The organism is Isoptericola sp. Y581, from assembly GCF_059445475.1.
Map to the genome: position 1 here is coordinate 588,272 of NZ_JCAIUK010000002.1, position 26,081 is coordinate 614,352.

Consider the following 26,081-nt stretch of genomic DNA (forward strand, 5'->3'; position numbering starts at 1 on the left):
CGTCAGTTCGGGCCGGGCGTCAGCGGGCGCCGAGGCGTTCGCCGAGCCCCGCCATCACCGACTCCGCGAGCCGTTCGAGCTCGGCGGGGTCCGTGGGGTGGGGCTCGCGGGCATAGCGGCTCGACTCTGCGGCGTCCGCGAGGACCGTCAGGTCGTCGAGCACCTCCGGGGGGAGCGACCGGCCCGACCGTGATGTGACGGCGGTGGCGATCGCCCCCGGGGCGCGGCGGAGCGTCGTGGCGGGAGGCAGCTCAACACCCTCGGCGGCGAGAGCTCCGAGCACCTGCTGCCAGGCCAGCTCCGGGTCGAGCTCCTGCGCCGCGCGTCGCCGACGTGCCAGGAGCAGGACCAGCACGCCGGCCAGACCCACGACGAGCGCACCGGACGTGAACCACACCCAGGCAGGCAGGCCCGTGTCGACGACCGGGTTAACCGCGATGCCGGTGGACGACGTCGGCGACACGTCCTGGCTCGGATCGCTCCCCGCCGTCGGCCGTCGGTCGCGGAGCTGGTCAGATGTCGGGACCGCGGCCGGGTCGCCCTGCACCCTCGGCATCGTGTACGCGGGGGCGCTGCCGGTCTGCTGTGCGGGGGTGGGCTCGAACCGCACCCAGCCGGTGCCGGGGAAGTAGATCTCGGGCCACGCGTGCGAGTCCTGGCCGGTGATCTCCCAGCTCGTCTCGCCTGTGCGGGCGCCGGGCAGGTATCCGACGGCCAGGCGCGCCGGGATGTCGAGCGAGCGGGCCATGACCACCATCGTGGTCGCGAACTGGATGCAGTACCCCGTGCGGTGCTGCAGGAAGTCCCAGACGGGGTCGCCGGTGCCCCCGCGGGGGATCGTGGTGGAGTAGGTGAAGCGGCTCGGGTCGCGCAACCACCGCTGGAGCGCCACGGCCTGGTCATACGGATTGTCGGCGTCGTCCACCGCGTCCCGTGCCGCCTGCTCCACGTCGCCCGCGTGCGCCGTCTCGGGCAGCTGCGTGTACACGTCGTCGAGGTCGGCGGCGGGCGCGTCGCGCAGGGCGCGCGGGTCGAGCTCGCGCTCGTGGACCGTCAGGGCGTAGCCGTCGCCGGAGTCGGTGAGCCCGCCGACGACCTCGTCGCGGGCGGGGTCGTAGCCCCAGTCGCCGCCGCCGACGGCCTGGGCGTCGACCGCGCGCGGGTCGATCGGCAGTGGCAGCTTGTCGTCGCGCAGCTCGCCGATGTCGACGGCAACCTGGCGGACCGCGCTCTGCCCGGCGGGCGGGTCCTCGGGCCAGAGCACGTCGCCCGGGGAGAACTCCCGGCCGCCGCGCTCCTCGCCGCGCTGCCAGCGCCGGCCGTCGAACGCGGTCGCCGTGTAGCTGCGCAGGGGCCCGACATCGGTGTCCGTCCCGGTGTCGTAGGCGAGCACGACGGCGTCCGAGCGGTCCGTGAGGCTGCGCAGGATGTCGAGGTCCTCGGCCAGCCGGATCGTGTCGCCGGTGGTGGTGAACGCCCGGTACCAGCCGGCGGGCCCGCCCGGCAGGGCGGCGGACGCCGTCCCGACGAGCCCGGCGACCACGGCGAGGACGGCCGCGGCGGCTGTGGTGGCGACCGCGCGCGACCGCTCTGCGCGACGCACCGGGGCGGGGGTGCGTTCCGGACGCCGGGCCCGTGGGGCCAGCGGGCCGTCGACGGTGAGCAGGAGCAGCAGCGCGGTGACCGTCACGAGGAACACGCCCCACGGCACCCTGCCGGTGAGCACGAGCGGGGGGCACCAGAGCGCGAGCAGCGGCGCGCCGACCGCCGCGGGGCGGCGCAGGGCGCCGGCGAGGATGTCGGCGAGCAGCAGCACCAGGAGGGTGCCCCCCACGGTGAGCAGGCCCATCGGGACGCTGCCTGCGACGGGTGCCACCTCGGAGCGCGCGATCTCCCCGCCCTCGCCGAGCCGCGTGACCACGCGGGCGAAGTGTTCCGGCGTGACGATGAACGTCGGGTCGGCGGTGGGCCCGCCGAACCGGGCGAGCACGAACCAGGCGGCGACGACGGCCCCGAGAAGGGTGGGCAGGGCCGAGCCCGACTCGCGCGCGCGCCGGCCCTGCGCGCGGGCCCGGCGCTCGAGCAGGACGCGGGTCGTGACCGTCGTCGCGGAGACGAGGACGATCCCGACCAGCCCGGCCCGCGTCCAGCCGCCCGCCAGCACGACAGTCGTGAGAGAGAGCATCGATGCGGCCACCGCGACCGCGACGAGCACGCCCGACGCGACGATGCGGGTCGTGGGGCCGGCGTGGGCGGGGATCATGCGATGCCCTCCGCGAGGAGCGCCCACGCGTGCTCGGGCGGCGTCCCGGGCCGGCAGGTGGTGACGCGCCATCCCGCGGCGCGCAGCTCCGTGACGGTCCGGTCGGCGGGGCCGGCCGCGCGACCGTCCTGCGTGCGACCGTCCTGCGTGCGACCGTCCGTGGGCGCGACCACCACGGCCCAGCAGGTGCCCTCGACGCCGAGCTCGGCGACCTCGCGGAGGGCGGCGTCGGGCAGCACGCCGAGGATGGCCACCGTGATCTCGTCCTGGGAGCGTGTCGTGCGCAGCGCCCGGACGGTGGTGAGGGTGGCGCGCTCCGCGTCGGCACCGCCGCGGTGCCCCTGCAGGTCGACCGTCGAGTCGAGGATTGCCGCGCGCCCGGTCCGCGCGCCCGCGGCGAAGGGCGTCGGTGCCGGCCCCGCTCCCGTCGGCACGAGCCGTGCCGGGTGTCCGGCGTCGAGGAACGACAGGGCGATCGAGGCGGCGAGCTCCACCGACATCTCGCCCTCCGCGAGGGTGCGCACGCCGCGGGGCGTGGGCCACGCGCCGTTCCGGGAGTCCACCGGGGGCGGGAGCAGCGACCGGTCGAGCAGAACGGTCACGGGGCGCACGCCCGCGCTCTCGTCGGCGCGGACCATGAGGCGGCCCTGCCGGGCGGACCCGGCCCAGTGGACGCGGCGGGGGTCGTCGCCGGCGACGTACTCGCGCAGCACCGAGTCGTCGGTCGACGCGAGCCGTGCACCGGTCGCGGCCCGTTCGACCTCGCCCAGCACGCGCGTGCGGGTGGGGAGCTCGACGGTGCGGGGCCACACCGCGACGCGCGTCGCGACGCCCAGGGGTTGCGTGGTGCGGACCAGACCGAACGCGTCGGTCCGGGTGGTCAGCAGGGGCCCGAGCGGCCAGCGCCCGCGCCGCGACGGGGTGAGCGCGTAGGAGACCGCGATGCGGTCCGCGTGCGCCGTCACGCGGGCCCGGATGCCGTGCGGCCCGGCGAGCTCGTGCGCCGCCTGCTCGGACAGGCGCAGGCGAGCGAGGCGCTCGTACGCGGCGCCGGTGCGGGCCCGGGCGCCGACGACGAGGCGGACCGCGGCGGACTGGTCGCGCACGACCGGGTTCGGGGTGAGCTCGCGCGTGACGTCCAGCGCTCCGCGGCCGGCGTCGAGCCGCTGCGCGCCCATGAGGGCCCAGGCGAGCAGGACGGCGAGCGCGGCGGCAGCGCCGAGCCCGACGACGTCGGGCAGCTCGAGCAGCGCTCCCGTCACGCCGAGCACAGCGCCCGCGCACAGGAGCGCGAGGCCGCGGCGGGTGGGCCGCACCCGGGCGAGGCGTCCCAGCGCCGGGTGCTCGGTCTTCGGCGTGGCCGTCGTGGCGGTCGTGGCGCCCGGGGGTGTGTCGCGAGGGGTGCCGCCCTCGACGCGACCGACAGGGCGGTCCGTGGCGACGTCGCCGGTCATGGTCGGCGCCTCACCGACCGCGCTCGCGCGTGGGGCGCGAGAAGGACGCGGGAGGCGGTGGCGACCGGACCGCCCGGACCTGGCCGCCCGGCACGGCCGTGCGCTGGACGATCTCGTCGATCACGCCCTGGGCGGTCACGCCCCCGAGCCGCGACTCGGTGCTGAGGATGAGACGGTGCGCGAGGACCGGGGTCGCGAGTTCCTGCACGTCGTCGGGCAGCACGTGGTCCCGGCCGGACATCGCCGCCGTGGCCTTGGCGACGCGCAGCAGCTGGAGCGAGGCGCGGGGCGAGGCGCCGAGCCGGAGACCGTCGTGGGTGCGCGTCGCGCCGACGAGGTCGAGGACGTACTGCTTCACGGCCGGCGCGGCGTAGACGGCCCGGACCAGGCGTGCGTACCGCACCATGTCGTCGCCGGTCGTGACGGGTGACAGGTGGGAGAGCGGGTCGGACACCTCCTGGCGGTCCAGCATCTGCATCTCGGCGTCGTTGTCCGGGTAGCCGACGGTCAGCCGGGCCATGAAGCGGTCGCGCTGGGCCTCGGGCAGCGGGTACGTGCCCTCCATCTCCACCGGGTTCTGGGTCGCGACGACGAGGAACGGGCGCGGCAGCATGTGTGTGGTGCCGTCGATGGTCGTCTGACCCTCCTCCATGCACTCCAGGAGCGCGGACTGCGTCTTGGGGGAGGCGCGGTTGATCTCGTCGCCGATCACGACGTTGTTGAAGACCGGTCCCGGCCGGAACTCGAAGTCGTGGGTGCCGGTGCGGAAGATGTTGACGCCCGTGAGGTCGCTGGGCAGCAGGTCGGGTGTGAACTGGATGCGACCGACCTGGCAGTCGACGCTGCGGGCGAGCGCCTTCGCGAGCGTCGTCTTGCCGACTCCGGGGACGTCCTCGATCAACAGGTGACCCTCGGCGAGGAGGACTGCGACGGTCGTGTCGGCCAGCCCGCGGCGCCCCGAGACGACCGAGTCCACCGCGTCCCGGACGCGGCCGGTGGCGGCCACGAGCTCGTCGAGACCGCGGGCCAGGGCGTCCGGGCCGAGCTCGTCGTCCGGCCGGGTGCGACCCTCGGCGTCCTCCGTCTCCGTGCGGGCGCCGGCGAGCGTGGGGGAGACGGGTTCTGGGTGCACGGGTGACCTCCGGTTCACGTGCTCATGACGGTTCTCGCAGCCTAGTGGAATCGCGACCGGACGTGACGACGATCACCCGATCCACGTCGCTCCACGTCGCTCCACGGGCCGCTCGCCGCAGGGCGTCGCGCCGGTGTCGACCGTTGCCTGGAGGCGGCGGGAAGCGGCGGGAGGCGGCGGGAGGCGCCTGCCGGGGCGGTGCGGTCACCCGGTCGCGCCTCCACGGCGCACGCCCTCCATCCCGCTCCACCCGGGCTCTGTACGGCTGACCTGCGGCGATGTGTGAACCGCGGGTGAGATGGGGAGCCCTACCCATCCTTGACCGCGCCTGGTGGAGCAAAGTGGAGTAGCGTGGAGCATGCGGGAGCCCGAGGGGAGGTGCCGGCCGTGGCAGGACTGGAGGACGCGTTTCCTGGGGTCGGGCTGCTGCTGGGCACCTACACCCCCAAGCTCGACGAGAAGGGCCGGCTCATCCTCCCGGCGAAGTTCCGCGCCCGACTCGCTCCCGGTCTCGTCATGACGAGGGGGCAGGAGCGTTGCCTCTTCCTACTCCCCATGGACGAGTTCGGCCGCATGTACGAGCAGGTCCGGCAGGCTCCGGTGACCAGCCGGCAGGCGCGCGACTACCTCCGCGTGTTCCTGTCGGGCGCGAGCGACGAGCTGCCGGACAAACAGGGCAGGGTCGTCGTCCCGCCCGCCCTGCGCGCGTACGCCGGCCTCGACCGGGACGTCGCCGTCATCGGCGCCGGCACCCGGGTGGAGGTCTGGGACCGGACGACGTGGGAGAGCTACCTGGCCGAGCAGGAGTCGTCGTACTCCGAGACGTCCGAGCAGATCTTCCCGGACCTGCAGTTCTGAGCACCACCGACAACCGCAGAGCAACAGGGCACCCCGCACACCGGGTGCCACCGGGCCCCGCACGGCGAGGCCTCCTCCCGCGAGGGTCTGGCGTACTTCCCCGGCGCCAGAACGACGCGGAGGGAGACCTGGCCGGACGGGGCCCGACGACCAGCCGGCACGAGACCGCGACACGAGAGACAGCGAGAGGAGACCACCGATGAGCCCGACCCACGACGCCCGCCCCACCGGGGACCGGCACCGGCCCGTGCTGCTGCAGCGCTGCGTCGACCTCCTCGCGCCGGCCCTCACGGAGCCGGGCAGCGTGCTGGTCGACTGCACGCTCGGCATGGGCGGTCACACCGAGGCCGTCCTGGAGCAGGTCCCGACGGCGCGCGTCGTCGGGATCGACCGCGACCCGCAGGCGCTCCGCCTCGCCGGGGAGCGGCTCGCCCGCTTCGGCGAGCGGTTCATGCCGGTGCACGCGGTCTACGACGAGATCGGCGACGTGGTGGCGGACCTCGGGCTGAGCGCGGTCCAGGGCGTGCTCATGGACCTCGGGGTCTCGTCGCTCCAGCTCGACGAGGCCGGCCGCGGCTTCGCCTACTCGCAGGACGCGCCGCTGGACATGCGCATGGACCAGACGCGCGGGATCACCGCGGCCGAGGTGCTCAACACCTACGACGAGCGTGCTCTCGCCCGGGTGCTGCGCGAGTACGGCGAGGAGCGGTTCGCTCCGCGCGTCGCGCGCGCGATCGTGCGGCGCCGTGCGGAGCGTCCCTGGGAGCGCACGGCCGAGCTGGCCGACGTCGTGCGCGCGTCCATCCCCGCGGCCGCGCGTCGGACCGGCGGCAACCCCTCCAAGCGCACCTTCCAGGCGCTGCGGATCGAGGTGAACGGCGAGCTCGAGGCGCTCGAGCGCGCGGTGCCCGCCGCGATCGAGGCGCTCGCGGTGGACGGGCGGATCGTCGTGGAGTCCTACCAGTCGCTGGAGGACCGCATCGTGAAGCGGGCCCTGGCCCGGGGGACGACGTCGAGCGCCCCGGCGGGCCTGCCCGTCGAGCCGGAGACGCACAAGCCCTACCTCGAGGCCCTGACGCGGGGCGCCGAGGAGGCCGACGAGGCGGAGCTGGTGCGCAACCCGCGGGCCGCCTCGGTGCGGCTGCGCGCCGCCCGCCGCGTGCGCCCCACCCCTGCCCACCTGAAGACCAGCTCGCGACAGTCGAGCTCGCGACAGTCCAGCTCGCGACAGACCAAGGAGGACCGCCGATGAGTGCCCTGCGTGCCCCCGCCACCCCCGGGACCCGTCCCGCCGCCGCGCCGCGCCGCGCGCCGCTCACCTCGCTGCCCGGCGGCGCCACCGCCGACCGCGGGCGCAGGCTCGACGCGGTCCGCGCGCCCCTCCAGGCGACGTCGGGCGTGCCGTTCCTCGTCCTGTGCGCCGTCGTGCTCGCGGGGGCGCTGCTCGCCGCGCTCCTGCTGAACACGACGATGGCCCGCGGGTCCTACGAGGCGGCCCGCCTGCAGGCCCAGGTCGGGCTGGTCGCCCAGGACGTCGAGGCGAAGCAGGCGGACCTGCGCGCCAACGAGGCGTCGCTCGCCGATCGGGCCGAGAAGCTCGGCATGGTTCCCGCCGAGGACCCGACGATGATCAGCATCGAGAAGCGTGCCAAGGTCGGGTTCGGCGCGGAGGCGGGCTCCTCGGAGAAGCCGTGAGCGAGCGGCGGAGGTCTCCTGCGCCGCGGTCGGGCGCGGGCTCGACATCCGGGGCTGGGCGCGGCTCGGTCAGCGGTCGTGCGACACGCCCGGCCCCGGCGCGCACGACCCGGGCCGCCTCGCCGCAGACTCGGGGGGTGGCACCTCGACGCACGACAGGGACGACGGCACGCGGCGCGACGGCGTCCGGCCGCGCCACGTCGGGCCCGGCGAAGGCGGGCGCGGCGAAGCGGGACCGCACGTCGAAACGGACGACCGCGGCGCCGCCCGCCCGCCGCACCGGCGGGCGAAGCGCGGTGCGCTCCGGTGGCGGTTCCCCGCCGCGGCCGCGCACCGGGCGTGCGCGGGGCGGCCGGCCCGGAGACCCGGAGCGCCGGCAGCGCTGGATCATGGTGGTCGCGGTGCTCGTCCTGACGGTGTTCGTCGGGCGCCTCGTCCAGGTGCAGATCTTCCAGGGCCCGGCGCTCGCCGCCAAGGCCCAGGACGAGCGGACCACGAGCTCCGTGGAGGTCGCGCACCGCGGTGACATCGTGGACGCGAACGGCCGCGTGCTCGCGACGTCCGTGGACCGGTACACGATCTCCGCCGACACCCTGGCGATCCAGAGCTTCCAGGGCGGGCAGCGCGTGGACGCCGCGACGGGCGAGGCGGTGCAGGACGGGGCCCTGGGCATCGCCCAGCTCCTGGCCCCCGTCCTCGACGCGCAGCCGGCGGAGCTCGCGGCCAAGCTCAACGGCGACGACCGGTACGTGATCCTCAAGCGCAACGTCGTGCCCGAGGTGCAGCGGGCGATCGCCAAGCTGAAGCTGCAGGCGTACGTCCGCACGGAGCTGACGTCGCGCCGCACCTACCCGTCCGGCGTGGTCGCGGGCACGCTCGTGGGGTACGTCGACCAGGACCAGGTCGGCAAGGGCGGTCTCGAGCGGGCGTACGAGGACGTGCTCGCGGGCACGGACGGCAGCACCACCTTCGAGCGGGGCCGCGACGGCGTCAAGATCCCGAATTCCGCGCGCGACTCCACCCCGGCCGTGCCGGGCGGCGACGTCGAGCTGACGATCGACGCGGACGTGCAGTGGAAGGCGGAGGAGCTGCTCGACGACGCCGTGTCGAAGACCGGCTCGAAGTACGCCATGGCCGTGGTGCAGGACATGCGCACGGGAAAGGTGCTCGCGGTGGCCGACTCGGGCGACGTCGACCCGAACGACCGGAGCACCTCCGCCGTGGCGAACGGCTCCCGGGCCGTCAAGGACGTCTTCGAGCCCGGCTCCACCGGCAAGGTCATCACCATGGCCGCCGCCCTGGAGGAGGGCTACTGGAAGCCGGACAGCCAGTTCTCCGTGCCGTACCGCTACACCGCGCCCAACGGGGAGAGCTTCAAGGACTCGCACGACCACCCGGTGCAGCAGCTGACCCTCGCGGGGGTGCTGGCGCACTCGTCGAACACGGGCACCGTGCAGGTCGGGGAGAAGATCCCCGCGCAGGTGCGGTACGACTACCTCGGGAAGTTCGGCTTCGGCTCGCCGACGGGCCTGGGCCTGCCGGGCGAGTCGGCGGGCATCATGCCCGACCCGAAGTCTTTCGCGAACGACGCGCGCACCCCGTACACGATCCTGTTCGGCCAGGGCGTGGCCGTGAACGCGATGCAGGCCACGCAGGTCTTCTCGACGGTCGCGAACGGCGGCGTGCGGGTGGAGCCGGGCCTGGTGGCGGGCACGCGCGCCGCGGACGGCACCCTCACGCCAACGGCGGCGCCCGAGAAGACGCGCGTGGTGTCCGAGAAGACCGCCGACTCCGTGATGCGGATGATGGAGTCGGTGACGGGCGAGGAGGGCACCGCCGAGAACGCCCGCGTCCCCGGCTACCGGGTGGCGGGCAAGACCGGCACCGCGCAGATGTGGCTGCCCGGCGGGGGCACCACCTACATGGCCTCGTTCATCGGGGTCGCGCCCGCGGACGACCCGCGCTACACGGTGTCGGTGTTCCTGCGCAGCCCGCAGTCCTCGATCTACGGTGGTGTCGTCGCGGCGCCGGTGTTCAGCGACCTCATGGGGTACACGCTGCAGAAGATGGACGTGCCCCCCAGCAGCGCCCCGGCCGACCCCTACGACCTGACGTGGTGAATGCCGTGGTGACGTCCGTGACGGTCGTCATGCCCGGCACGTCGGGTGCGGGGCCGTCAGCCCGCAAGCGGTAGGTTCTTCTCCGTGACATCCCCGCTTCCCCGTATCCGGCCCGCGGGCACGACGCCCCGACGGGTGCGGGACCTCGCTCTGACCTTCGGGCTCGAGGTGACGACGCCGGCGGCCGACCCCCACCAGGTGGCACGACCGTCGGCCGGTACCGACGTCGTCGTCACCTCGGTCGCGTCCGACAACCGCGTCGCCACCGACGGCGACCTCTTCGTCGCCCTGCCGGGCGCGCACGCGCACGGCGCGCGGTTTGCCGCCGACGCGGTCGCGCGCGGCGCCCGTGCCGTCCTCACCGACGCCACGGGGGCCGAGGCCCTCGCCGCCGGCCCCGACCGGCTCGACCCGGCGGTCCCCGTGCTCGTCGCGGCCGACCCGCGGGCCGTCCTCGGACCGGTGGCGGCCTGGGTCTACGGCGAGCCCGCCGAGCACCTCATGACCTTCGGCGTCACCGGCACCAACGGGAAGACGACCACCACCTACCAGCTCGACCACCTGCTGCGCGCCCTGGGCTGGACGGGCGGGCTGATCGGCACCGTCGAGATGCGCGCGGGCGACCGTGTGCTGCCGAGCCGGCTGACGACGCCCGAGGCCGCCGACCTGCAGGCGCTGCTCGCCGCGATGTGCGAGGCCGAGGTGCGCACGCTCGCGATGGAGGTGTCCTCGCACTCGCTGTCCATGCACCGCGTGGACGGCATCGAGTTCGGCGTGGTCGGATTCACCAACCTCAGCCAGGACCACCTCGACTTCCACGGCGACCTGCAGGCCTACTTCGACGCGAAGGCGTCCCTGTTCACGCCCGAGCACGCGCGCCGCGGCGTCGTGGTGGTCGACGACGTGTGGGGCGAGCGCATGGCGGCCGCCGCGCAGGTGCCCGTCGCGACGCTGCGCACCCGCCCCGCCCGCGACGGCGAGCGCGCCGTCGACTGGGCGGTCACCGACGTGACGGCGCACGGCACCGGCTCCGCGTTCACGCTGACCCACACGGACGGTCGGTCCCTGCGGACCTCCACGTCGCTGCCGGGGGAGTTCAACGTGGCGAACGCCGCGCTGGCGGTCGCGATGGTGCTGGAGGGCGGCGCGCACGTGGCTGACGTCGCCGAGGCGCTCGAGGCCGGCGACGGGCTCTCGGCCGTCGTGCCCGGCCGGATGGAGGTCGTCGGGGCAGGGGGCGCCGAGGGGGAAGGAGACCCACGCGTGATCGTGGACTTCGCGCACAACACGGACGCCCTGGAGCTGGCTCTCGCAGCGCTGCGCCCCACGACCGCCGGCCGGCTGGTCGTCGTCTTCGGCGCCACCGGCGACCGGGACAAGGGCAAGCGCCCCGCCATGGGCGCGGCCGCCGTCGCCGGCGCGGACGTCGTCGTGGTGACCGACGACGACCCCCACGGGGAGGACCCGGCCGCGGTGCGCGCGGAGGTCCTCGATGGCGCTCGGGCCGCCCGGCAGGTCGCCCACGAGGCCGGCCGCGACGTCGTCCTGAGCGAGGTCGCGCCCCGAGCGAAGGCGATCGCGGACGCCGTGCTCGACGCGGCCGCCCAGGACACGGTGCTCGTGGCGGGACGCGGCCACGAGACGATCCAGGAGGTCGCGGGCGTCGACCTCGAGCTCGACGACAGGGCAGAGGCCCGCCGGGCGCTGGTGCGCCGGCACGAAAGGACGACCGCATGATCGAGCTGACCGCCGCCGACGTCGCCGAGGCGACCGGGGGCCGGCTGCACGCCGCGCCGCAGACCGCCGTGACAGGGCCCGTCGTCGTGGACTCGCGGCGGGTCGTGGCCGGCGGGCTGTTCGTGGCGCTGCCAGGGGAGCGGGTGGACGGGCACGACTTCGCGCGGACCGCCGTCGAGGCCGGCGCGGCGCTCGTGCTCGCCGCGCGGGAGGTCGACGGCGTGCCCACGGTCGTCGTCGACGACGTGCGGGCGGCGCTCGGCGAGCTCGCCCGCGCGGTACTCGCCCGCGTGCGGGACGGGGGGGAACTGCGCGTCGTGGCCGTGACCGGCTCGGTCGGCAAGACGACGACGAAGGACCTGCTCGGACAGCTGCTCGCGGACGCGCTGCCGGACGGCGTGCGCCCCGAGGACGCCCTGGTCGTGACTGCGGGGTCGTACAACAACGAGGTGGGCCTGCCGCTCACCGTGCTGGGCGTCACCGAGGCCACCCGGTATCTCGTCCTCGAGATGGGTGCGGACGGCCCGGGCAACATCGCCGACCTCACGCGCATCGCGCCGCCCGACGTCGGCATCGTGCTGGCCGTCGGCACCGCGCACGTGGGCAAGTTCGGCTCGGTCGAGGCCATCGCGCGCACCAAGGCCGAGATGGTCACCGGCGTCCTGCCGGGCGGCACCGTGGTGCTCAACGCGGACGACCAGCGGGTGGCGACGATGGCGTCGCTCGCGACCCCGGAGCACACGGTCGTGACCTTCGGGACGATCCCGTCGGCCGACGTGCGCGCCGCCGACGTGGAGGTCGAGGCCTCCAGCCGGGCCTCGTTCGCGCTCGTCGTCCGCCCCCGGAACGGGGCGGACGACGGCGCACCGGAGCCGCTGCCCGTGGCGCTGCGCCTCGTCGGCGCGCACCACGTGAGCAACGCGCTCGCGGCCGGCGCCACCGCGCTCGCGCTGGGCGTCCCCGCGGCCGAGGTGGCCGCCGGGCTGTCCCGCGCGACGCCCGTCAGCCCGCACCGGATGGCCGTGACCGAGCGGCCGGACGGCATCACCGTCATCGACGACGCGTACAACGCCAACCCCGACTCGATGCGCGCGGGCCTGCGTGCTCTCGCGGTGATCTCCGGGCGCACGCGCCGGTCCGTCGCGGTGCTCGGTGAGATGCTCGAGCTGGGCGACGACGCGCGCGCCGCGCACGACGCGATCGGCCGGCTCGTGGTGCGTTTGAACATCAAGCTGCTCGTCGTCGTCGGCGACGGGGCATACCACATCCACGAAGGTGCCCTGCAGGAGGGGTCCTGGGGAGAGGAGTCGGTCTTCGTGCCCGACCTCGAGGCCGCGCGCGCGGTGCTCGCCGAGGCACTCGAGCCCGGGGACGTCGTCCTCGTGAAGTCGTCGCTCGGGTCCGGGCTGTGGCGCCTCGGCGACGAGCTCGCCGCGGGCGGGCCGGCAGCGCCGGCCACTGACTCCGGCGTCGAGCCCGGCGTCGAGTCCGGCAGCGAGTCCAGTGTCGAGTCCGGCTCGGAGGTCGCCCCGTGATCGCGATCCTGGCCTCGGCCGGCGTCTCGCTGGTCGTCGCGCTCTTCGGCACGCCGCTGTTCATCCGGTTCCTCGTGCGCCGCAACTACGGCCAGTTCGTGCGGCAGGACGGCCCGACGGCGCACTTCACCAAGCGCGGCACCCCGACGATGGGCGGGGTCGTGATCATCGGCGCGACGCTGGTCGGCGTCGCCGCGTCGATGGCGGTGGCGGGCCGGCTGCCGAGCGCCTCGGCCCTGCTGAGCCTGTACCTCATGACGGGTCTGGGCGTGGTCGGGTTCCTCGACGACTTCACCAAGATCCGCAAGCAGCGGTCGCTCGGGCTCACCCCGAAGGCGAAGATCGTCGGCCAGGGCTTCGTGGGCATCAGCTTCGCGGTGCTGGCGCTGCAGTTCCCCAACGACAACGCCCGCACGCCCGCATCGATGCGCATCTCGTTCCTGCGCGACACCAACCTGGACCTGGCGTTCGCGGGCGCGACGGTCGGCCTGATCCTGTTCGTGGTGTGGGCCAACTTCCTCATCACGGCCTGGTCCAACGCCGTCAACCTCACCGACGGGCTGGACGGGCTCGCGACGGGTGTGTCCCTCGCCGTGTTCGGCGCCTACGTGCTGGTGAGCATCTGGCAGCTCAACCAGTCGTGCCAGCGGCTCGCCGCGGCCGGGCCCCGCTGCTACGAGGTGCGCGACCCGCAGGACCTGGCGATCGTCGCCGCGGCGATCACGGGAGCCTGCCTCGGGTTCCTGTGGTGGAACGCGAGCCCGGCGAAGATCTTCATGGGCGACACCGGGTCCTTGGCCCTGGGCGGCGCGCTGGCCGGCATCTCGATCCTGTCGCGCACGGAGCTGCTCGCGGCCATCATCGGCGGTCTGTTCGTCATCATCGTCATGTCCGACGTCATCCAGATCGGCTTCTTCAAGCTGACCGGGCGGCGCGTGTTCAAGATGGCGCCGCTGCACCACCACTTCGAGCTGTCCGGGTGGGGCGAGGTGACGATCGTCATCCGGTTCTGGCTCATCGCCGGCCTGTTCGCCGCCCTCGGGATGGGCATCTTCTACGCCGAGTGGGTGGTCACGTGACGCCGTCGCCCGACGGGCGGGGCGTCGTTCCGGGGACGGCCCCGGACGTCGATCTGGGCCGGGCGCGGGTCGTGGTCGCCGGGCTCGGCGTGAGCGGGCGAGCCGTGGTCGAGGCGCTCGCGGACCGGGTGGGCTCGCTCGTGACGGTCGACGTCCGGGCGGACGATGCCGACGTGCGCGACACCGACGACCCCGCGGTGGCCGAGCGGGTCGTCGCGGCGGCCGACCTGGTCGTCACGTCACCCGGATGGGCGCCCAGCACCCCGCTGCTGGCCGCGGCGAGGGCCGCGGGCGTCCCGGTCTGGAGCGAGGTCGAGCTGGCTTGGCGGCTGCGTGCGGACCGGGCTGATCGTGCGGACGGCTCCGGCCCGGCGCCGTGGCTCGCCGTGACCGGGACCAACGGCAAGACGACGACGGTCGAGATGCTCGCCTCGATCCTGTCCGCCGCGGGGCTGCGCGCCGTCGCGGTCGGGAACGTCGGGACGCCCGTCGTGCAGGCGGCCCAGGACCCCGGGCTCGACGTCCTCGCGGTGGAGCTGTCCAGCTTCCAGCTGCACCACACGCTCTCGACGTCGTTCGAGGCGGCGGCGGTGCTCAACGTGGCGCCCGACCACCTGGACTGGCACGGCTCGCTCGACGCGTACGCCGCCGACAAGGGGCGGATCTACGCGCGGGCGCGGGTGGCGTGCGTCTACAACGTGGCCGACCCGCGCACCGAGCGGCTCGTGCTCGACGCCGACGTGCAGGAGGGCGCCCGGGCCGTCGGGTTCACGATCGGCGCCCCCGGGCCCGGCCAGCTCGGCGTCGTGGACGACGTCCTGGTCGACCGGGCGTTCCACGCGGTGCCCGACGCCCGCGACCGGCAGGGCACCGCGGCCGAGCTCGGCACGCTCGCCGACCTGGCGCACCTCGCGCCCGCGGGCGGCGCCACGGTGCCGGCGCACGTGGTCGCCAACGCCCTGGCCGCCGCCGCGCTCGCCCGCGCCCACGGGGTGCCCGCGTCCGCGGTGCGGGACGGCCTGCGGGCGTACCGGCCCGGGGCGCACCGCATCGCCCGGGTGCGCGAGCTCGACGGCGTCGCGTGGGTGGACGACTCGAAGGCGACCAACGCCCACGCGGCCGCGGCCTCGCTCGCCGCGTACGCGCCCGGCACCGTCGTGTGGGTGGCGGGCGGCCTGGCCAAGGGCGCGTCGTTCGACGAGCTCGTCGCCGACCGCGCGGACCGGCTGCGTGCCGCCGTCGTGATCGGGGCGAACCCCGAGCCGATGCGGGGGGCGCTGGCCCGACACGCCCCCGAGATCCCCGTCGTGGTGGTCGATCCCGGCGACACTGGGTCGGTGATGCGTCGCGCGGTCGCGGCAGCACGTGACGCCGCCCGTCCGGGCGACACCGTGCTGCTGGCCCCCGCCGGCGCGTCGATGGACCAGTTCGCCTCCTACGCGCAGCGCGGGGAGGCCTTCGCCACGGCCGTGGCGGAGCTGTAGGCGGCAGGGGCTCCTGCCGGGACGAGCGAGGGGTGCCGGATGGCGGTCACGACGGGCACCCCGCGAGGCTCGTCGCGCGGGCCGGGCAAGCCGAGAGCACCGGGCAAGCCGAGAGCACCGGGCACGTCGAGGGGGCCGGGCACGTCGAGGGGGCCGGGCACGTCGAGGGGGCCCGGCACGTCGAGAGGACCCGGCACGTCGAGAGGACCAGGCGACCGGCCCTGGCTCGGACAGTGGAACTCCACGGTCACGAGCTACTACCTCATGGTCGGGGCGACGGGGCTGCTGCTCGTCATCGGGCTCGTCATGGTGCTGTCCAGCTCCGCGGTCACGTCGATCGCCGAGGGCGACTCCGCCTACGCGGCATTCCTGGTCCAGGCGCGATACGCCCTCATCGGGCTGCCGTTCATGCTGCTGGCCGCGCGGCTGCCGGTGCGCTGGTACAAGCGCCTCGCCTGGCCGGCGATGCTCGTCGGGCTGGGGCTGCTCGTCGCGGTGCTCTTCCTCGGCAAGGACGTCAACGGCAACCGCAACTGGCTGGAGCTCGGCCCCCTCCAGTTCCAGCCCTCGGAGCTCGCCAAGCTGGCGCTCGCGGTGTGGCTGGGCGCGGTGCTCGGCCGCAAGCAGCACCTGCTGGGCAGCTGGCCGCAGGCCGTGGTGCCCGGGGTGCTCGGCCTCGGTGCGGTGCTGGGGCTCGTCATGGCCGGGCACGACCTCGGCACAGCTCTCATCCTCGCGATGCTGGGGCTCGGCGCCTACTGGGTCTCGGGGGCGCCCGCCACGATGCTCGGGCTGGGGGCGGTGAGCGCCGCGCTGTTCGTCGGATGGACGTTCATCGTCAACCAGGACAGCTCCGACCGGCTCACCCGCATCTTCGCTGCCTACGGTTCCTGCACCGACCGGCAGGGCGAGTGCTACCAGTCGATCCACGGCATGTACGGCCTGGGCACCGGCGGGCTCTTCGGCGTCGGGCTCGGCGCCAGCCGCGAGAAGTGGAAGTACCTGCCGGAGGCGCACAACGACTTCATCTTCTCGGTGATCGGGGAGGAGCTCGGGCTGCTGGGCACCCTGCTGGTGCTCGCCCTGTTCGCCGTCCTCGGCGTCGCGATGGCGCGCGTGGTGCGCCGGCACCTCGACCCGTTCGTGAAGATCACCACGGCCGCGATCGGCTGCTGGATCGTCGGGCAGGCGTTCATCAACATCGGCGTGGTCATCGGGGTGCTACCGGTGATCGGCGTGCCGCTGCCGCTGGTCTCGGCGGGCGGATCCGCGCTGGTCACCACGATGGTTGCCCTGGGAGTGGTCATCAGCTTCGCGCGCAGCGAGCCGGGCGCCGCGGAGGCGCTCGCCGCCCGCCCGAGCGTCGTGCGCAGGTCCATGGCGGTGCTCGGCCGACGGCGCCGGGCGGGCTCGGGCAAGGGGGGCGGGGGCCGATAGGGTCCCGGGTGTGAAGAGATCTGCAGTCACGTCCGTCGTCCTCGCCGGGGGCGGCACCGCCGGCCACGTCAACCCGCTGCTCGCCGTCGCCGACGAGCTACGTGCGCGCGAGCCCGAGGCGCGGGTCCTCGCGCTCGGCACCACCACGGGCCTGGAGGCCGAGCTCGTCCCGGCGCGCGGCTACCGGCTGTGGCCCGTGCCCCGCGTGCCGCTGCCCCGCCGCCCGAGCGTCGACCTGCTGCGCCTCCCGGGCCGGCTGACGGCGGCCGTGCGGGCCGCCGAGGCGGCGATCGACGAGATCGGCGCCGAGGTGGTCGTCGGCTTCGGCGGGTATGTCTCCACCCCGGCGTACCTCGCTGCCCGGCGCCGCGGCATCCCCGTGGTGGTTCACGAGCAGAACGCGCGCCCGGGCCTGGCGAACAAGCTCGGCGCCCGGTGGGCCGCGCGCGTGGGCGCGACCTTCCCCGGCACGCCGCTGCCGGGAGCCCAGATGGTCGGCCTGCCGCTGCGGGCGGAGATCGCGGACCTGATCACGCGGCGCGAGGCCGACCCCGTGGCGGCGCGGGTGCAGGCCGCGGACGCGCTGGGCCTGGACGCCGCGCTGCCGACGCTCGTCGTCACCGGTGGCTCGTCGGGTGCGGTGTCGGTCAACGCGGCGCTCGCGGGATCGGTGGACGCCCTGCTGGCCAGCGGGATCCAGGTGCTGCACCTCACCGGCAAGGGCAAGGACGGCCCCGTGCGGGCGGCGGTCGTGGCCGCCACCGCGGCGGGCGGGCACGAGGCGGCGCGTTACCAGGTGCGGGAGTACCTGTCCGAGATGCACCTGGCGCTCGCCGCCGCGGACCTCGTCGTGGGTCGGGCCGGCGCGGGCACGGTGTGCGAACTCGCCGCGCTGGGTGTCCCGGCCGTCTACGTGCCGCTGCCCTATGGCAACGGGGAGCAGCGGCTCAACGCCACGCCCCTCGTGGAGGACGGGGGTGGGGTGCTGGTCAACGACGCGGACCTCAGCCCGGCGTGGGTCGCGCAGCACGTGCCCGCGCTGCTCGCCGACCGGGCCCGGCTCGAGGCCATGTCGTCCGCGGCGCGGGCGTCCGGCGTCCGCGACGGCGCCGCCCGGGTGGCGGATCTCGTGGCCGAGGCCGTCGCCGAGGCGGGCACCCGCCCCGACTCCGAGCAGCAGGCATGAGCGGGACGGGACCCGCGACGCCGGCCCCCGAGCCGCCCCCGGCGCTGCCGGTGGAGTCCCTCGGCCGGGTGCACCTGATCGGCGTGGGCGGCGCGGGCGTCTCCGTCGTGGCGCGGCTGCTGGCCGCCCGCGGCGCCGACGTCCAGGGCTCCGACGCCGCCGACGGCCCGGCGCTCGAGGCGCTGCGCGCCGACGGCGTGCGAGTCTGGGTCGGGCACGACGCGGCGCACGTCGTGGGCACGGACGGCGCGCCGCTCGTCGACACCGTCGTCGTATCGTCGGCCGTCCGGGACACCAACCCGGAGCTGGCAGCCGCCCGCGGCGCGGGGGTGCGCGTGCTGCACCGCTCGCAGGCCCTCGCCTCCCTGATGCTCGAGCGCCGCGCGGTGGCCGTCGCCGGGGCCCACGGCAAGACGACCACCTCGGCGATGGTCGCCACCGTGCTGAGGGCCTGCGGGGTCGACGCCTCGTTCGCGATCGGCGGCACGGTGCGTGTGCGGGACGACGCCGGCCGTGAGACCGCCGTCCCGGGCGGCCACCTCGGCAGCTCCGACGTGCTGGTCGCCGAGGCGGACGAGTCCGACGGCTCGTTCCTCAACTACGCCCCCACGGTGGCCGTCGTGACCAACGTCGAGCCGGACCACCTCGACCATTACGGCTCGCAGCAGGCGTTCGAGCAGGCCTTCGTCCGGTTCGCGGCACGGATCGTCCCGGGAGGCACGCTCGTGGCGTGCGCCGACGACGCCGGCTCGGCGGCGCTCGCCGCGGCCCACCGTGCGGCGGGCCACGCCGTCGTCACCTACGGGCAGGCCGAAGGGGCCGATGTCCGGGTCCGCGACGTCGTCGTCGGCGCCGGGACCGTGGCGGCCGTCGTGTCCGGCGGCCCGCTGGGCGCCGATCCGCGTGACCTGCGGCTTGCCGTGCCGGGGGCGCACAACGCGCTCAACGCCACGGCCGCCGTCGTCACGGCAGCGCTGCTGGGCGTCGAGCCGGGCGCCGCGGTGGCCGGCGCGGCGACGTTCGTCGGGACCGGGCGGCGGTTCGAGCCCAAGGGCGAGGCCGACGGCGTGCAAGTGGTGGACAGCTACGACCACCACCCGACCGAGGTCGCGGCCTTGCTGCGCGCGGCGCGGCCCGTGGCGGGCGACGGGCGCATCGTCGTGCTGTTCCAGCCGCACCTGTACTCGCGCACGCGCATCTTTGCCGAGCGGTTCGCCGCTGCGCTCGCGCTCGCGGACGAGGTCGTGGTCACAGGGATCTACCGGGCGCGCGAGGACGTCGACCCGGCCGTGGGCCCCCGCACGATCACGGACCTGCTCGAGCGGACGGAGTCCGGCGGGGGAGTGCGCGCCGTGGAGGACCGCGACGAGGCCGCGCACGTGGCCGCGGCGCTCGCTCGCCCGGGTGACCTGGTGCTGACGGTCGGTGCGGGCGACGTGACCGAGCTCGGGCCGGTGATCCTCGCGGACCTCGCCGCACGGGCCACCGGCGTGGCGTCGCCGACCAGCGCTCCCGGCGACGCGAACATGGGGTGATGCGACCGCCAGCCCGCCCGCGCCCGACGCCTCGCGCGACCCCATCGGGTCCTGCGACGGGCGCCACGAGGTCGGCGGCACGGGCGGCCTCGACCGCGACGGCACCGACCGCGACGGCACCGACCGCGACGGCACCGACCCCGAGGGCACCGACCCCGAGGGCACCGACCCCGACGACGAGGAAGAAGGCCCCCGCGTCCTCGAAGTCTTCCGGGACGACCGCCGTCGTGCCGGCCGGACAGGCGGTTCCCCCGCGGGTGTCGACGGCGATGGCCGACCGGCTCGCGGAGCGCACCGCGATGCGTCGGCACCGCGCCTGGCGACGGGTGGCCGCCGGGGTGCTGTCCGTGGCGGTGGTGGTCGGGCTCGCGGTGGCGGCGTTCTGGTCCCCGGTCCTGGCCCTCGAGAAGGGCGACGTCTCCGTCTCCGGGGCGGACGAGTACATCGACGAGGACGCGGTGCGCGAGATCGTCGAGGCCCCCGGCGGCACGCCCCTGCCGCGGCTCGACACCGTCGCGCTGCGCGAGCAGGTCCTCGACGTCCGCGGCGTGAAGGACGTACGGATCTCGCGTGCCTGGCCGCACGGCCTGGTCGTGTCGCTCACGCCGCGCGTCCCCGTGGCCGCCGTCCCGGACGGCGACGAGCTCGCACTGCTGGACTCGGCGGGCGTCCGCGTCGCGACGCGCGACGCGGCTCCCCGCGGGTTGCCGCAGGTGGACGTGCCGGTGGACGACGGGCGGGCACTGCAGGCCGCGCTGCACGTGCTCGCGGCCCTGCCGGCAGGACTCTCCGACAAGGTCGAGCAGGTGAGTGCGGACACGCAGGACGCGGTGGAGACGGTGCTGGAGGACGGCACCACGATCCGCTGGGGCGGTAGCTCGGACCTGCCCCTCAAGGTCGAGGCGGTGCGCACCCTGCGCAAGCTGGACGGCGAGGCGCGCACCATCGACGTGTCGTCGCCCGAGCTCCCGGTGACCCGGTGAACCGGTGACCGGGCCGGCGCGGGACCGGGCGGGTCGAGCACCCGGGTGCGGGCACCACAAGTACCGGGTGCGTGCGACACGCCGAGAGACGTCCGGCGTCGTGCCTGACACGACGCCTACCGTCGATCGCAGCAGCAGCCTGACATAACTCTAACCCTCAACTCGAACCTTAAGGTGAGACCTTACGGGTCGACGAGGGGGAACGAGACCGGACGTCGGGACAAGGAACGACCCGAGAGGCAACGACGTGGCAACTCCGCAGAACTACCTGGCAGTGATCAAGGTGGTCGGTATCGGCGGTGGCGGCGTGAACGCCGTGAACCGCATGATCGAGGTCGGGCTCAAGGGTGTCGAGTTCATCGCCATCAACACCGACGCGCAGGCGCTGCTGATGTCGGACGCCGACGTCAAGCTCGACGTCGGCCGCGAGCTCACTCGTGGCCTGGGCGCCGGCGCCGACCCCGAGGTCGGCAAGAGGGCGGCCGAGGACCACGCCGAGGAGATCGAGGACGTCCTGCGGGGCGCCGACATGGTCTTCGTGACGGCGGGCGAGGGCGGCGGCACCGGCACCGGCGGCGCACCCGTGGTGGCGCGCATCGCGCGCTCGCTCGGCGCGCTGACGGTGGGCGTCGTGACACGTCCGTTCACCTTCGAGGGGCGGCGCCGCTCCGTGCAGGCCGAGCAGGGGATCGAGGCGCTCCGCGAGGAGGTCGACACCCTGATCGTCATCCCCAACGACCGGCTCCTGTCGATGTCCGACAAGAGCGTCTCGGCGATCGCGGCGTTCCACTCCGCGGACCAGGTGCTGCACTCGGGCGTCCAGGGCATCACGGACCTCATCACCACACCGGGGCTGATCAACCTCGACTTCGCGGACGTCAAGTCCGTCATGCAGGGGGCGGGCTCGGCGCTGATGGGCATCGGTTCGGCGCGGGGCGAGGACCGGGCCATCCAGGCGGCCGAGCTGGCGATCTCGTCGCCGCTGCTCGAGGCGTCGATCGACGGGGCGCACGGCGTCCTTCTGTCGATCCAGGGCGGCAGCGACATCGGGCTCTTCGAGGTGCACGAGGCCGCACGCCTGGTCCAGGAGGCCGCGCACTCCGAGGCGAACATCATCTTCGGCACCGTCATCGACGACGCACTCGGCGACGAGGTGCGGGTGACGGTCATCGCGGCCGGCTTCGACGGCGGGGTCCCGCAGACCCGCAAGGACGGGCGCGGCCTCGGGCAGATCGCGGGGGCTTCCCCGAAGCCCGCCACGCCGGGGCTGCCCGGGCAGGGCGGCCCGGCGACCACGCCCGTGCCGCAGCCCGATGCGGCGCGTACCGCCCAGGGGGCCAACCCGGCGGTGGGCCAGCCGCGTCCCATCCCGGCCGAGCCGGACGACGTGCCCGTGAGCCTCGACGCGCCCCCGGCCCCGCCGGTCCCGGTGGCGTCGGCGGACCCCCGGCGGCCGTTCACGGTGGTCGAGGACGCCGAGGGCGAGGGGGTCACCGTCGAGCGTCCGGTCGAGGTGCCCCGGCTGTTCGACGAGCCGCGCCGCCCGGCCGAGGAGCTCGACGTGCCCGACTTCCTCAAGTGAGCCAGGAGTGAGCGGAAGGCTCGACGGCATGGTCGGCTGGGCTCAGGAGGCGCTGTTGCCGGCACAGTTCGGTGCGGGGCTGCTGCGGGTGGACCTCGGGGAGGGCGTCGTGGCGGGCTTCACGACGCGCCACGGCGGGGTGTCCCCGGCGCCGTGGTCCTCGCTCGACCTGGGCATGTCGACCGGTGACGACCCCGTGCGGGTCCGGGCGAACCGGGCGCGGCTCGGGGAATGGATCGGGGCTCCGGTCGCGTTCGCCGCGCAGGTGCACGGCGACCAGGTGCTGAGCCTGGGGGCACCCGAGCATGCCGAGTGGTCGTCGTCCGAGCCGCCGGCCTCGGCGGGGGAGGCCGACGCGATGGTCACCGCGGAGGCCGGCCTCGGCCTCGGGGTCCTCGTCGCCGACTGCGTGCCCGTCGTGCTGGCCGACCCGGTGGCGCGCGTGGTGGCCGGCGCGCACGCCGGGCGCAAGGGCGTCGCAGCGGGCGTCGTGCACCGCGTCCTCGACGCGATGGTCGCCCGCGGCGCCCGCGTCGAGGACGTTCGCGCGGCCGTCGGCCCGGCGGTCTGCGGCACCTGCTACGAGGTGCCGGCACTGATGCGTGCCGAGGTCAGCGCCGTCGTCCCCGAGACCTGGTCGACCACGACCGCGGGCACGCCGGCACTCGACCTCCCCGCGGGGGTGCTGGCGCAGCTCGCCGCCCGCGGCGTCCCGGCCGTGCGGGTGGACCGGTGCACGCTCACGGATCCCGACCTCTACTCCCACCGTCGCGCCACCGCCCGCGGTGCGACGACGGGGCGTCAGGCGGGCGTCGTCGTCCTCGTGTGACCTGGAGTGCCGTCCGGAGCGGCGCCCTGCGTGGAGCGGGACACACCCGGCGTGTCGTGCGGCCCCGCGTGGACGGGCGTGGTTAACGTCGTGACACCGTCCGGGACGGAGGACGGTACGTGGCGACGAACGGAGCAGGGCGATGGGCGGAGCGCTTCGCAAGACGATGTTGTACCTGGGGCTCGCCGACGACCAGGGTGAGTCGGAGGAGTACCTCGACGAGTACGAGGAGCAGGAGGCACCGGTGCGCGACCGTGACGACTACCAGGCGCAGGTCACCCCTCTGCATCGGGGCGGCGCAGGCGAGTCCGTCGTCGCCTCCGACCTGCGGCGGATCACGACCATCCACCCGCGTTCGTACAACGACGCGCGCACCATCGGCGAGGCGTTCCGTGGTGGTACGCCCGTGATCATGAACCTGTCCGACATGGACGACGCCGATGCCAAGCGCCTGGTCGACTTCTCGGCCGGCCTGATCTTCGGGCTCCGTGGCTCGATCGAGCGCGTGACCAACAAGGTGTTCCTGCTGTCTCCCGAGCACGTCGAGATCGCGGGGGAGGAGCGCCGCCCTCCGGAGAAGCCCACCGCCGGCCGGGGCGCCTTCTACAACCAGAGCTGACCGCGTTCCGACGCGCACGACCGGCCGGGGCAGCCCGCGCCCGGCCCGGGGCCGTCCGCCCCTCCGGTAGGTTCGACCTGTGAGCCTCGTCTTCAACCTGGTCTACGTCGTCCTCTGGCTGTTCCTGCTGTGCCTGATCGTGCGCCTCGTCTTCGACTGGGTCCAGTTCTTCGCCCGGGACTGGCGCCCGAAGGGTGTCCTCCTGGTCGTCGCCGAGGGGGTCTACACCGTCACGGACCCCCCGCTACGGTTTCTGCGCCGCCTCATCCCGCCCCTGACGCTGGGCCAGATCCGCCTGGACCTCGCGTTCCTCGTGCTCTTCCTCGGGGTGTCGATCCTCATGCGGGTCTTCTCGTCCCTCGCGAGCCGCTGAGCGGTCGGCCCCGACCTCGACCCCTTTGGCACGCCCACGGCGGCAGGTGTGAAGACGTCGTGTGGGCGGGACGCACCGGCCCCCTCGAGCGGGTCGTCCGTGGACGCGTCCGCTACCGTGGTCACCCAGACGACCCGGTACGGGGTCCCCCGACTACTGTTGCAACCGCAATGAGGTGAGACGATGGCGCTGCTGACGGCAGAGGACATCCTGAACAAGAAGTTCTCCGCGACAAAGTTCCGTGAGGGCTACGACGTCGAAGAGGTCGACGACTTCCTCGACGAGGTCGTCCGGACCCTCACGGCGGTCCAGGAGGAGAACGACGACCTGCGCTCCAAGCTCACGGCTGCGGAGCACCGCGTCGGCGAGCTGAGCCGCTCGGACGCGGCGCAGCAGGCGCACCCCACGCCCACCCCGGCTCCCGCGCCGACCCCTGCGCCGGTCGCCGCGGCGGCGCAGCAGCAGCCGGCGGAGCCGGAGTCCGCGACCGGGATGCTCCAGCTGGCCCAGAAGCTGCACGACGACTACGTGCGGTCCGGCCAGGAGGAGGGCGACCGGCTCATCTCCGAGGCCAAGTCCGAGGGCTCGCGCATCGTCCGCGAGGCGGAGGAGACGAGCCACCGCACGCTCTCGCAGCTGGAGCAGGAGCGGTCGCTGCTCGAGCGCAAGATCGACGAGCTGCGGCTCTTCGAGCGGGACTACCGGACGCGCCTCAAGAGCTTCCTGCAGAACCTGCTGGGCGACCTCGACGCCCGGGGTTCGGCGCTGCCGCCCCAGCAGCGGCAGAACGCCGCCGCCGGCCGTAGCTCGGAGCTCTGAGCGGGGGGCCGTCACCCCGCGCATCCCGCTCCGTCTTCCCTCTGTCGCGCCGAGCGGCCCGCACGACCTCACGCGCCTCACCGCGCGTGCTGTTGTGCGGGCCGCTCGGCGCCCTTACGCTGCGTTGACTCGTCGTCGACGCACCAACGAAAGGGCACCGATGGCTAAGCTCTCGACCACCACCCGCGCCGCTCTGCGGGAGAACTTCCCGCACCTCGCGCGGGACGTGAAGTCGTTCCCGGTCCGAGACGGTGAGGAGCCGTGGAGCCTGCGCGAGGTCGAGGAGCTTGCCGCCTTCCTGCTCGAGGACAGGGAGCGGCTCGAGCGCGAGCTCGCCACGGCCGACCAGGAGCTCTCGGACCTGCTGCGCAACTCCGGGGACGGCGCGGGCGACGACCAGGCCGACTACGGCTCGAGCGCGCTCGAGCGGGAGCAGGAGCTGACCCTGGTCAACAACATGCGCGACCTGCTCGCCCAGACGTCGCACGCCGTCGACCGCATCAGCAAGGGCACCTACGCCACCTGCGAGGTCACCGGGCTGCCCATCGGCAAGGCCCGCCTGCAGGCGTTCCCTCGCGCGACGCTCTCCCTCGAGGCGAAGGCGCGCGAGGAGCGGCGCTGACCCGCGTCCTGGCGCACGTCCTGGCGCACGTCCTGGCCCACCGTGCGTCGGCCTAGACTTGCGCACGATGTCGACCACGCCCGCCGGCTCTGCCCCGGCCCCTGAGCCCTTGCCGCGCGCCGGCGCACCCGAGTCGCCCCTGTCGGGCGCCCCCGCCGAGACCGTGTCCCCGGCGCGGCGCCGGCGCCTGCTGACCTGGACGTTCGCGCTGGCCGCGATCGTGCTGCTCGCGGACCAGCTCACCAAGTGGTGGGCCGAGTCGGCCCTCACCCTCGGCGACGCGCCGTCGCCCCTGGTGGGCGAGCTGCTGCAGCTGCGCCTGATCTACAACTCGGGTGCGGCGCTGTCGATCGCGACCGGCATGACGTGGCTGCTGACCATCGTGGTCTGCGTGGTGGTCGTGGTCATCGTGCGTGCGATCCGCCGGATCGGTTCGACCGGGTGGGCCGTCGCCCTGGGGCTGCTGCTCGGAGGGGCGCTCGGCAACCTCGGCGACCGGTTCTTCCGCGACCCCGGCTTCGCGCGCGGCCACGTGGTCGACTTCATCGACTACGGCGTCTTCGTGGGGAACGTCGCGGACATCGCTGTCGTCACCGCGGCGGTGCTCATCGTGATCCTGTCGTTCCGGGGGATCGGGCTCGACGGCCGTCGGCACACGGACGACGACGCCGCGACCGACAGCGACGACGACGCCGCGACCGACAGCGCGACAGACAGCGCGACAGACGAGGGACGTTGA

General features: G+C 74.6%; 22 protein-coding genes. 19 read left to right on the forward strand and 3 right to left on the reverse strand.

All coding sequences use genetic code 11. From position 1 onward, the window contains the following. Positions 1-19: 19 nt before the first annotated feature. The 3 genes from AC1C2W_RS05810 to AC1C2W_RS05820 are packed head-to-tail and all read right to left on the reverse strand — an operon-like array spanning position 20 to position 4,849. Positions 20-2,263, reverse strand: coding sequence for a transglutaminase TgpA family protein (locus AC1C2W_RS05810; protein ID WP_495412609.1), 2,244 nt, complete (start codon positions 2,261-2,263; stop codon positions 20-22). Beyond that, positions 2,260-3,717 carry a DUF58 domain-containing protein gene (locus AC1C2W_RS05815; RefSeq protein ID WP_495412610.1) on the reverse strand — a complete coding sequence of 486 codons (1,458 nt, stop codon included), beginning with the start codon at positions 3,715-3,717 and terminating at the stop codon, positions 2,260-2,262. Before AC1C2W_RS05815 ends, AC1C2W_RS05810 begins: the two co-directional genes overlap by 4 nt. Before the next feature lie 10 nt (positions 3,718-3,727). After that, positions 3,728-4,849 carry an AAA family ATPase gene (locus AC1C2W_RS05820; protein WP_495390362.1) on the reverse strand — a complete coding sequence of 374 codons (1,122 nt, stop codon included), beginning with the start codon at positions 4,847-4,849 and terminating at the stop codon, positions 3,728-3,730. A gap of 423 nt (positions 4,850-5,272) precedes the next feature. Between AC1C2W_RS05820 and mraZ the strand changes: the two genes are divergently transcribed. The 19 genes from mraZ (at position 5,273) to AC1C2W_RS05915 (ending at position 26,081) form a co-directional block, all read left to right on the forward strand. Continuing rightward, complete coding sequence (gene mraZ / locus AC1C2W_RS05825) at positions 5,273-5,707, forward strand: division/cell wall cluster transcriptional repressor MraZ (protein ID WP_495390440.1); 435 nt, start codon at positions 5,273-5,275, stop codon at positions 5,705-5,707. Positions 5,708-5,906: 199 nt separating this feature from the next. Beyond that, the gene (gene rsmH, locus AC1C2W_RS05830) at positions 5,907-6,959 is read left to right on the forward strand and encodes a 16S rRNA (cytosine(1402)-N(4))-methyltransferase RsmH (protein ID WP_495412611.1); all 1,053 of its coding nucleotides are present in this window, start codon (positions 5,907-5,909) and stop codon (positions 6,957-6,959) included. Further along, positions 6,956-7,402, forward strand: coding sequence for a cell division protein FtsL (gene ftsL / locus AC1C2W_RS05835; protein ID WP_495412612.1), 447 nt, complete (start codon positions 6,956-6,958; stop codon positions 7,400-7,402). The genes rsmH and ftsL overlap by 4 nt, the downstream gene beginning before the upstream one ends. 137 nt (positions 7,403-7,539) lie before the next feature. After that, positions 7,540-9,522, forward strand: coding sequence for a peptidoglycan D,D-transpeptidase FtsI family protein (locus AC1C2W_RS05840; protein ID WP_495412613.1), 1,983 nt, complete (start codon positions 7,540-7,542; stop codon positions 9,520-9,522). A gap of 84 nt (positions 9,523-9,606) precedes the next feature. Further along, the gene (locus AC1C2W_RS05845) at positions 9,607-11,259 is read left to right on the forward strand and encodes a UDP-N-acetylmuramoyl-L-alanyl-D-glutamate--2,6-diaminopimelate ligase (protein ID WP_495390366.1); all 1,653 of its coding nucleotides are present in this window, start codon (positions 9,607-9,609) and stop codon (positions 11,257-11,259) included. Then, positions 11,256-12,794, forward strand: a complete 1,539-nt coding sequence (locus AC1C2W_RS05850; RefSeq protein ID WP_495412614.1) for a UDP-N-acetylmuramoyl-tripeptide--D-alanyl-D-alanine ligase — start codon at positions 11,256-11,258, stop codon at positions 12,792-12,794. Before AC1C2W_RS05845 ends, AC1C2W_RS05850 begins: the two co-directional genes overlap by 4 nt. After that, on the forward strand, positions 12,791-13,873 hold the full coding sequence (gene mraY, locus AC1C2W_RS05855; protein WP_495390368.1) for a phospho-N-acetylmuramoyl-pentapeptide-transferase: 1,083 nt from the start codon (positions 12,791-12,793) through the stop codon (positions 13,871-13,873). The genes AC1C2W_RS05850 and mraY overlap by 4 nt, the downstream gene beginning before the upstream one ends. Further along, complete coding sequence (gene murD, locus AC1C2W_RS05860; protein WP_495412615.1) at positions 13,870-15,357, forward strand: UDP-N-acetylmuramoyl-L-alanine--D-glutamate ligase; 1,488 nt, start codon at positions 13,870-13,872, stop codon at positions 15,355-15,357. Before mraY ends, murD begins: the two co-directional genes overlap by 4 nt. Before the next feature lie 39 nt (positions 15,358-15,396). Beyond that, the gene (gene ftsW, locus AC1C2W_RS05865) at positions 15,397-16,794 is read left to right on the forward strand and encodes a putative lipid II flippase FtsW (protein WP_495412616.1); all 1,398 of its coding nucleotides are present in this window, start codon (positions 15,397-15,399) and stop codon (positions 16,792-16,794) included. Between the two features lie 10 nt (positions 16,795-16,804). Next, entirely contained in the window at positions 16,805-17,980 is a 1,176-nt protein-coding gene (murG, locus tag AC1C2W_RS05870; RefSeq protein WP_495412617.1) for an undecaprenyldiphospho-muramoylpentapeptide beta-N-acetylglucosaminyltransferase, read from the forward strand. Further along, on the forward strand, positions 17,977-19,515 hold the full coding sequence (gene murC, locus AC1C2W_RS05875; RefSeq protein WP_495412618.1) for a UDP-N-acetylmuramate--L-alanine ligase: 1,539 nt from the start codon (positions 17,977-17,979) through the stop codon (positions 19,513-19,515). Before murG ends, murC begins: the two co-directional genes overlap by 4 nt. Positions 19,516-19,742: 227 nt before the next feature. Continuing rightward, the gene (locus AC1C2W_RS05880) at positions 19,743-20,498 is read left to right on the forward strand and encodes a cell division protein FtsQ/DivIB (protein ID WP_495390373.1); all 756 of its coding nucleotides are present in this window, start codon (positions 19,743-19,745) and stop codon (positions 20,496-20,498) included. A 247-nt stretch (positions 20,499-20,745) separates the two neighbouring features. Next, the gene (gene ftsZ, locus AC1C2W_RS05885) at positions 20,746-22,080 is read left to right on the forward strand and encodes a cell division protein FtsZ (protein WP_495390374.1); all 1,335 of its coding nucleotides are present in this window, start codon (positions 20,746-20,748) and stop codon (positions 22,078-22,080) included. A gap of 7 nt (positions 22,081-22,087) precedes the next feature. Continuing rightward, complete coding sequence (locus tag AC1C2W_RS05890; RefSeq protein WP_495412619.1) at positions 22,088-22,909, forward strand: purine nucleoside phosphorylase YfiH/LACC1 family protein; 822 nt, start codon at positions 22,088-22,090, stop codon at positions 22,907-22,909. A gap of 142 nt (positions 22,910-23,051) precedes the next feature. Further along, a complete protein-coding gene (locus tag AC1C2W_RS05895) occupies positions 23,052-23,528 on the forward strand; it encodes a cell division protein SepF (RefSeq protein ID WP_495390376.1) in 477 nt (158 codons plus the stop codon). A 79-nt stretch (positions 23,529-23,607) separates the two neighbouring features. Continuing rightward, on the forward strand, positions 23,608-23,901 hold the full coding sequence (locus AC1C2W_RS05900) for a YggT family protein (RefSeq protein ID WP_495390377.1): 294 nt from the start codon (positions 23,608-23,610) through the stop codon (positions 23,899-23,901). 183 nt (positions 23,902-24,084) lie between these two features. Then, complete coding sequence (locus tag AC1C2W_RS05905; protein WP_495390378.1) at positions 24,085-24,720, forward strand: DivIVA domain-containing protein; 636 nt, start codon at positions 24,085-24,087, stop codon at positions 24,718-24,720. A gap of 160 nt (positions 24,721-24,880) precedes the next feature. Next, the gene (locus tag AC1C2W_RS05910; RefSeq protein WP_495390379.1) at positions 24,881-25,342 is read left to right on the forward strand and encodes a TraR/DksA family transcriptional regulator; all 462 of its coding nucleotides are present in this window, start codon (positions 24,881-24,883) and stop codon (positions 25,340-25,342) included. Positions 25,343-25,409: 67 nt separating this feature from the next. Then, complete coding sequence (locus tag AC1C2W_RS05915) at positions 25,410-26,081, forward strand: signal peptidase II (RefSeq protein ID WP_495412620.1); 672 nt, start codon at positions 25,410-25,412, stop codon at positions 26,079-26,081.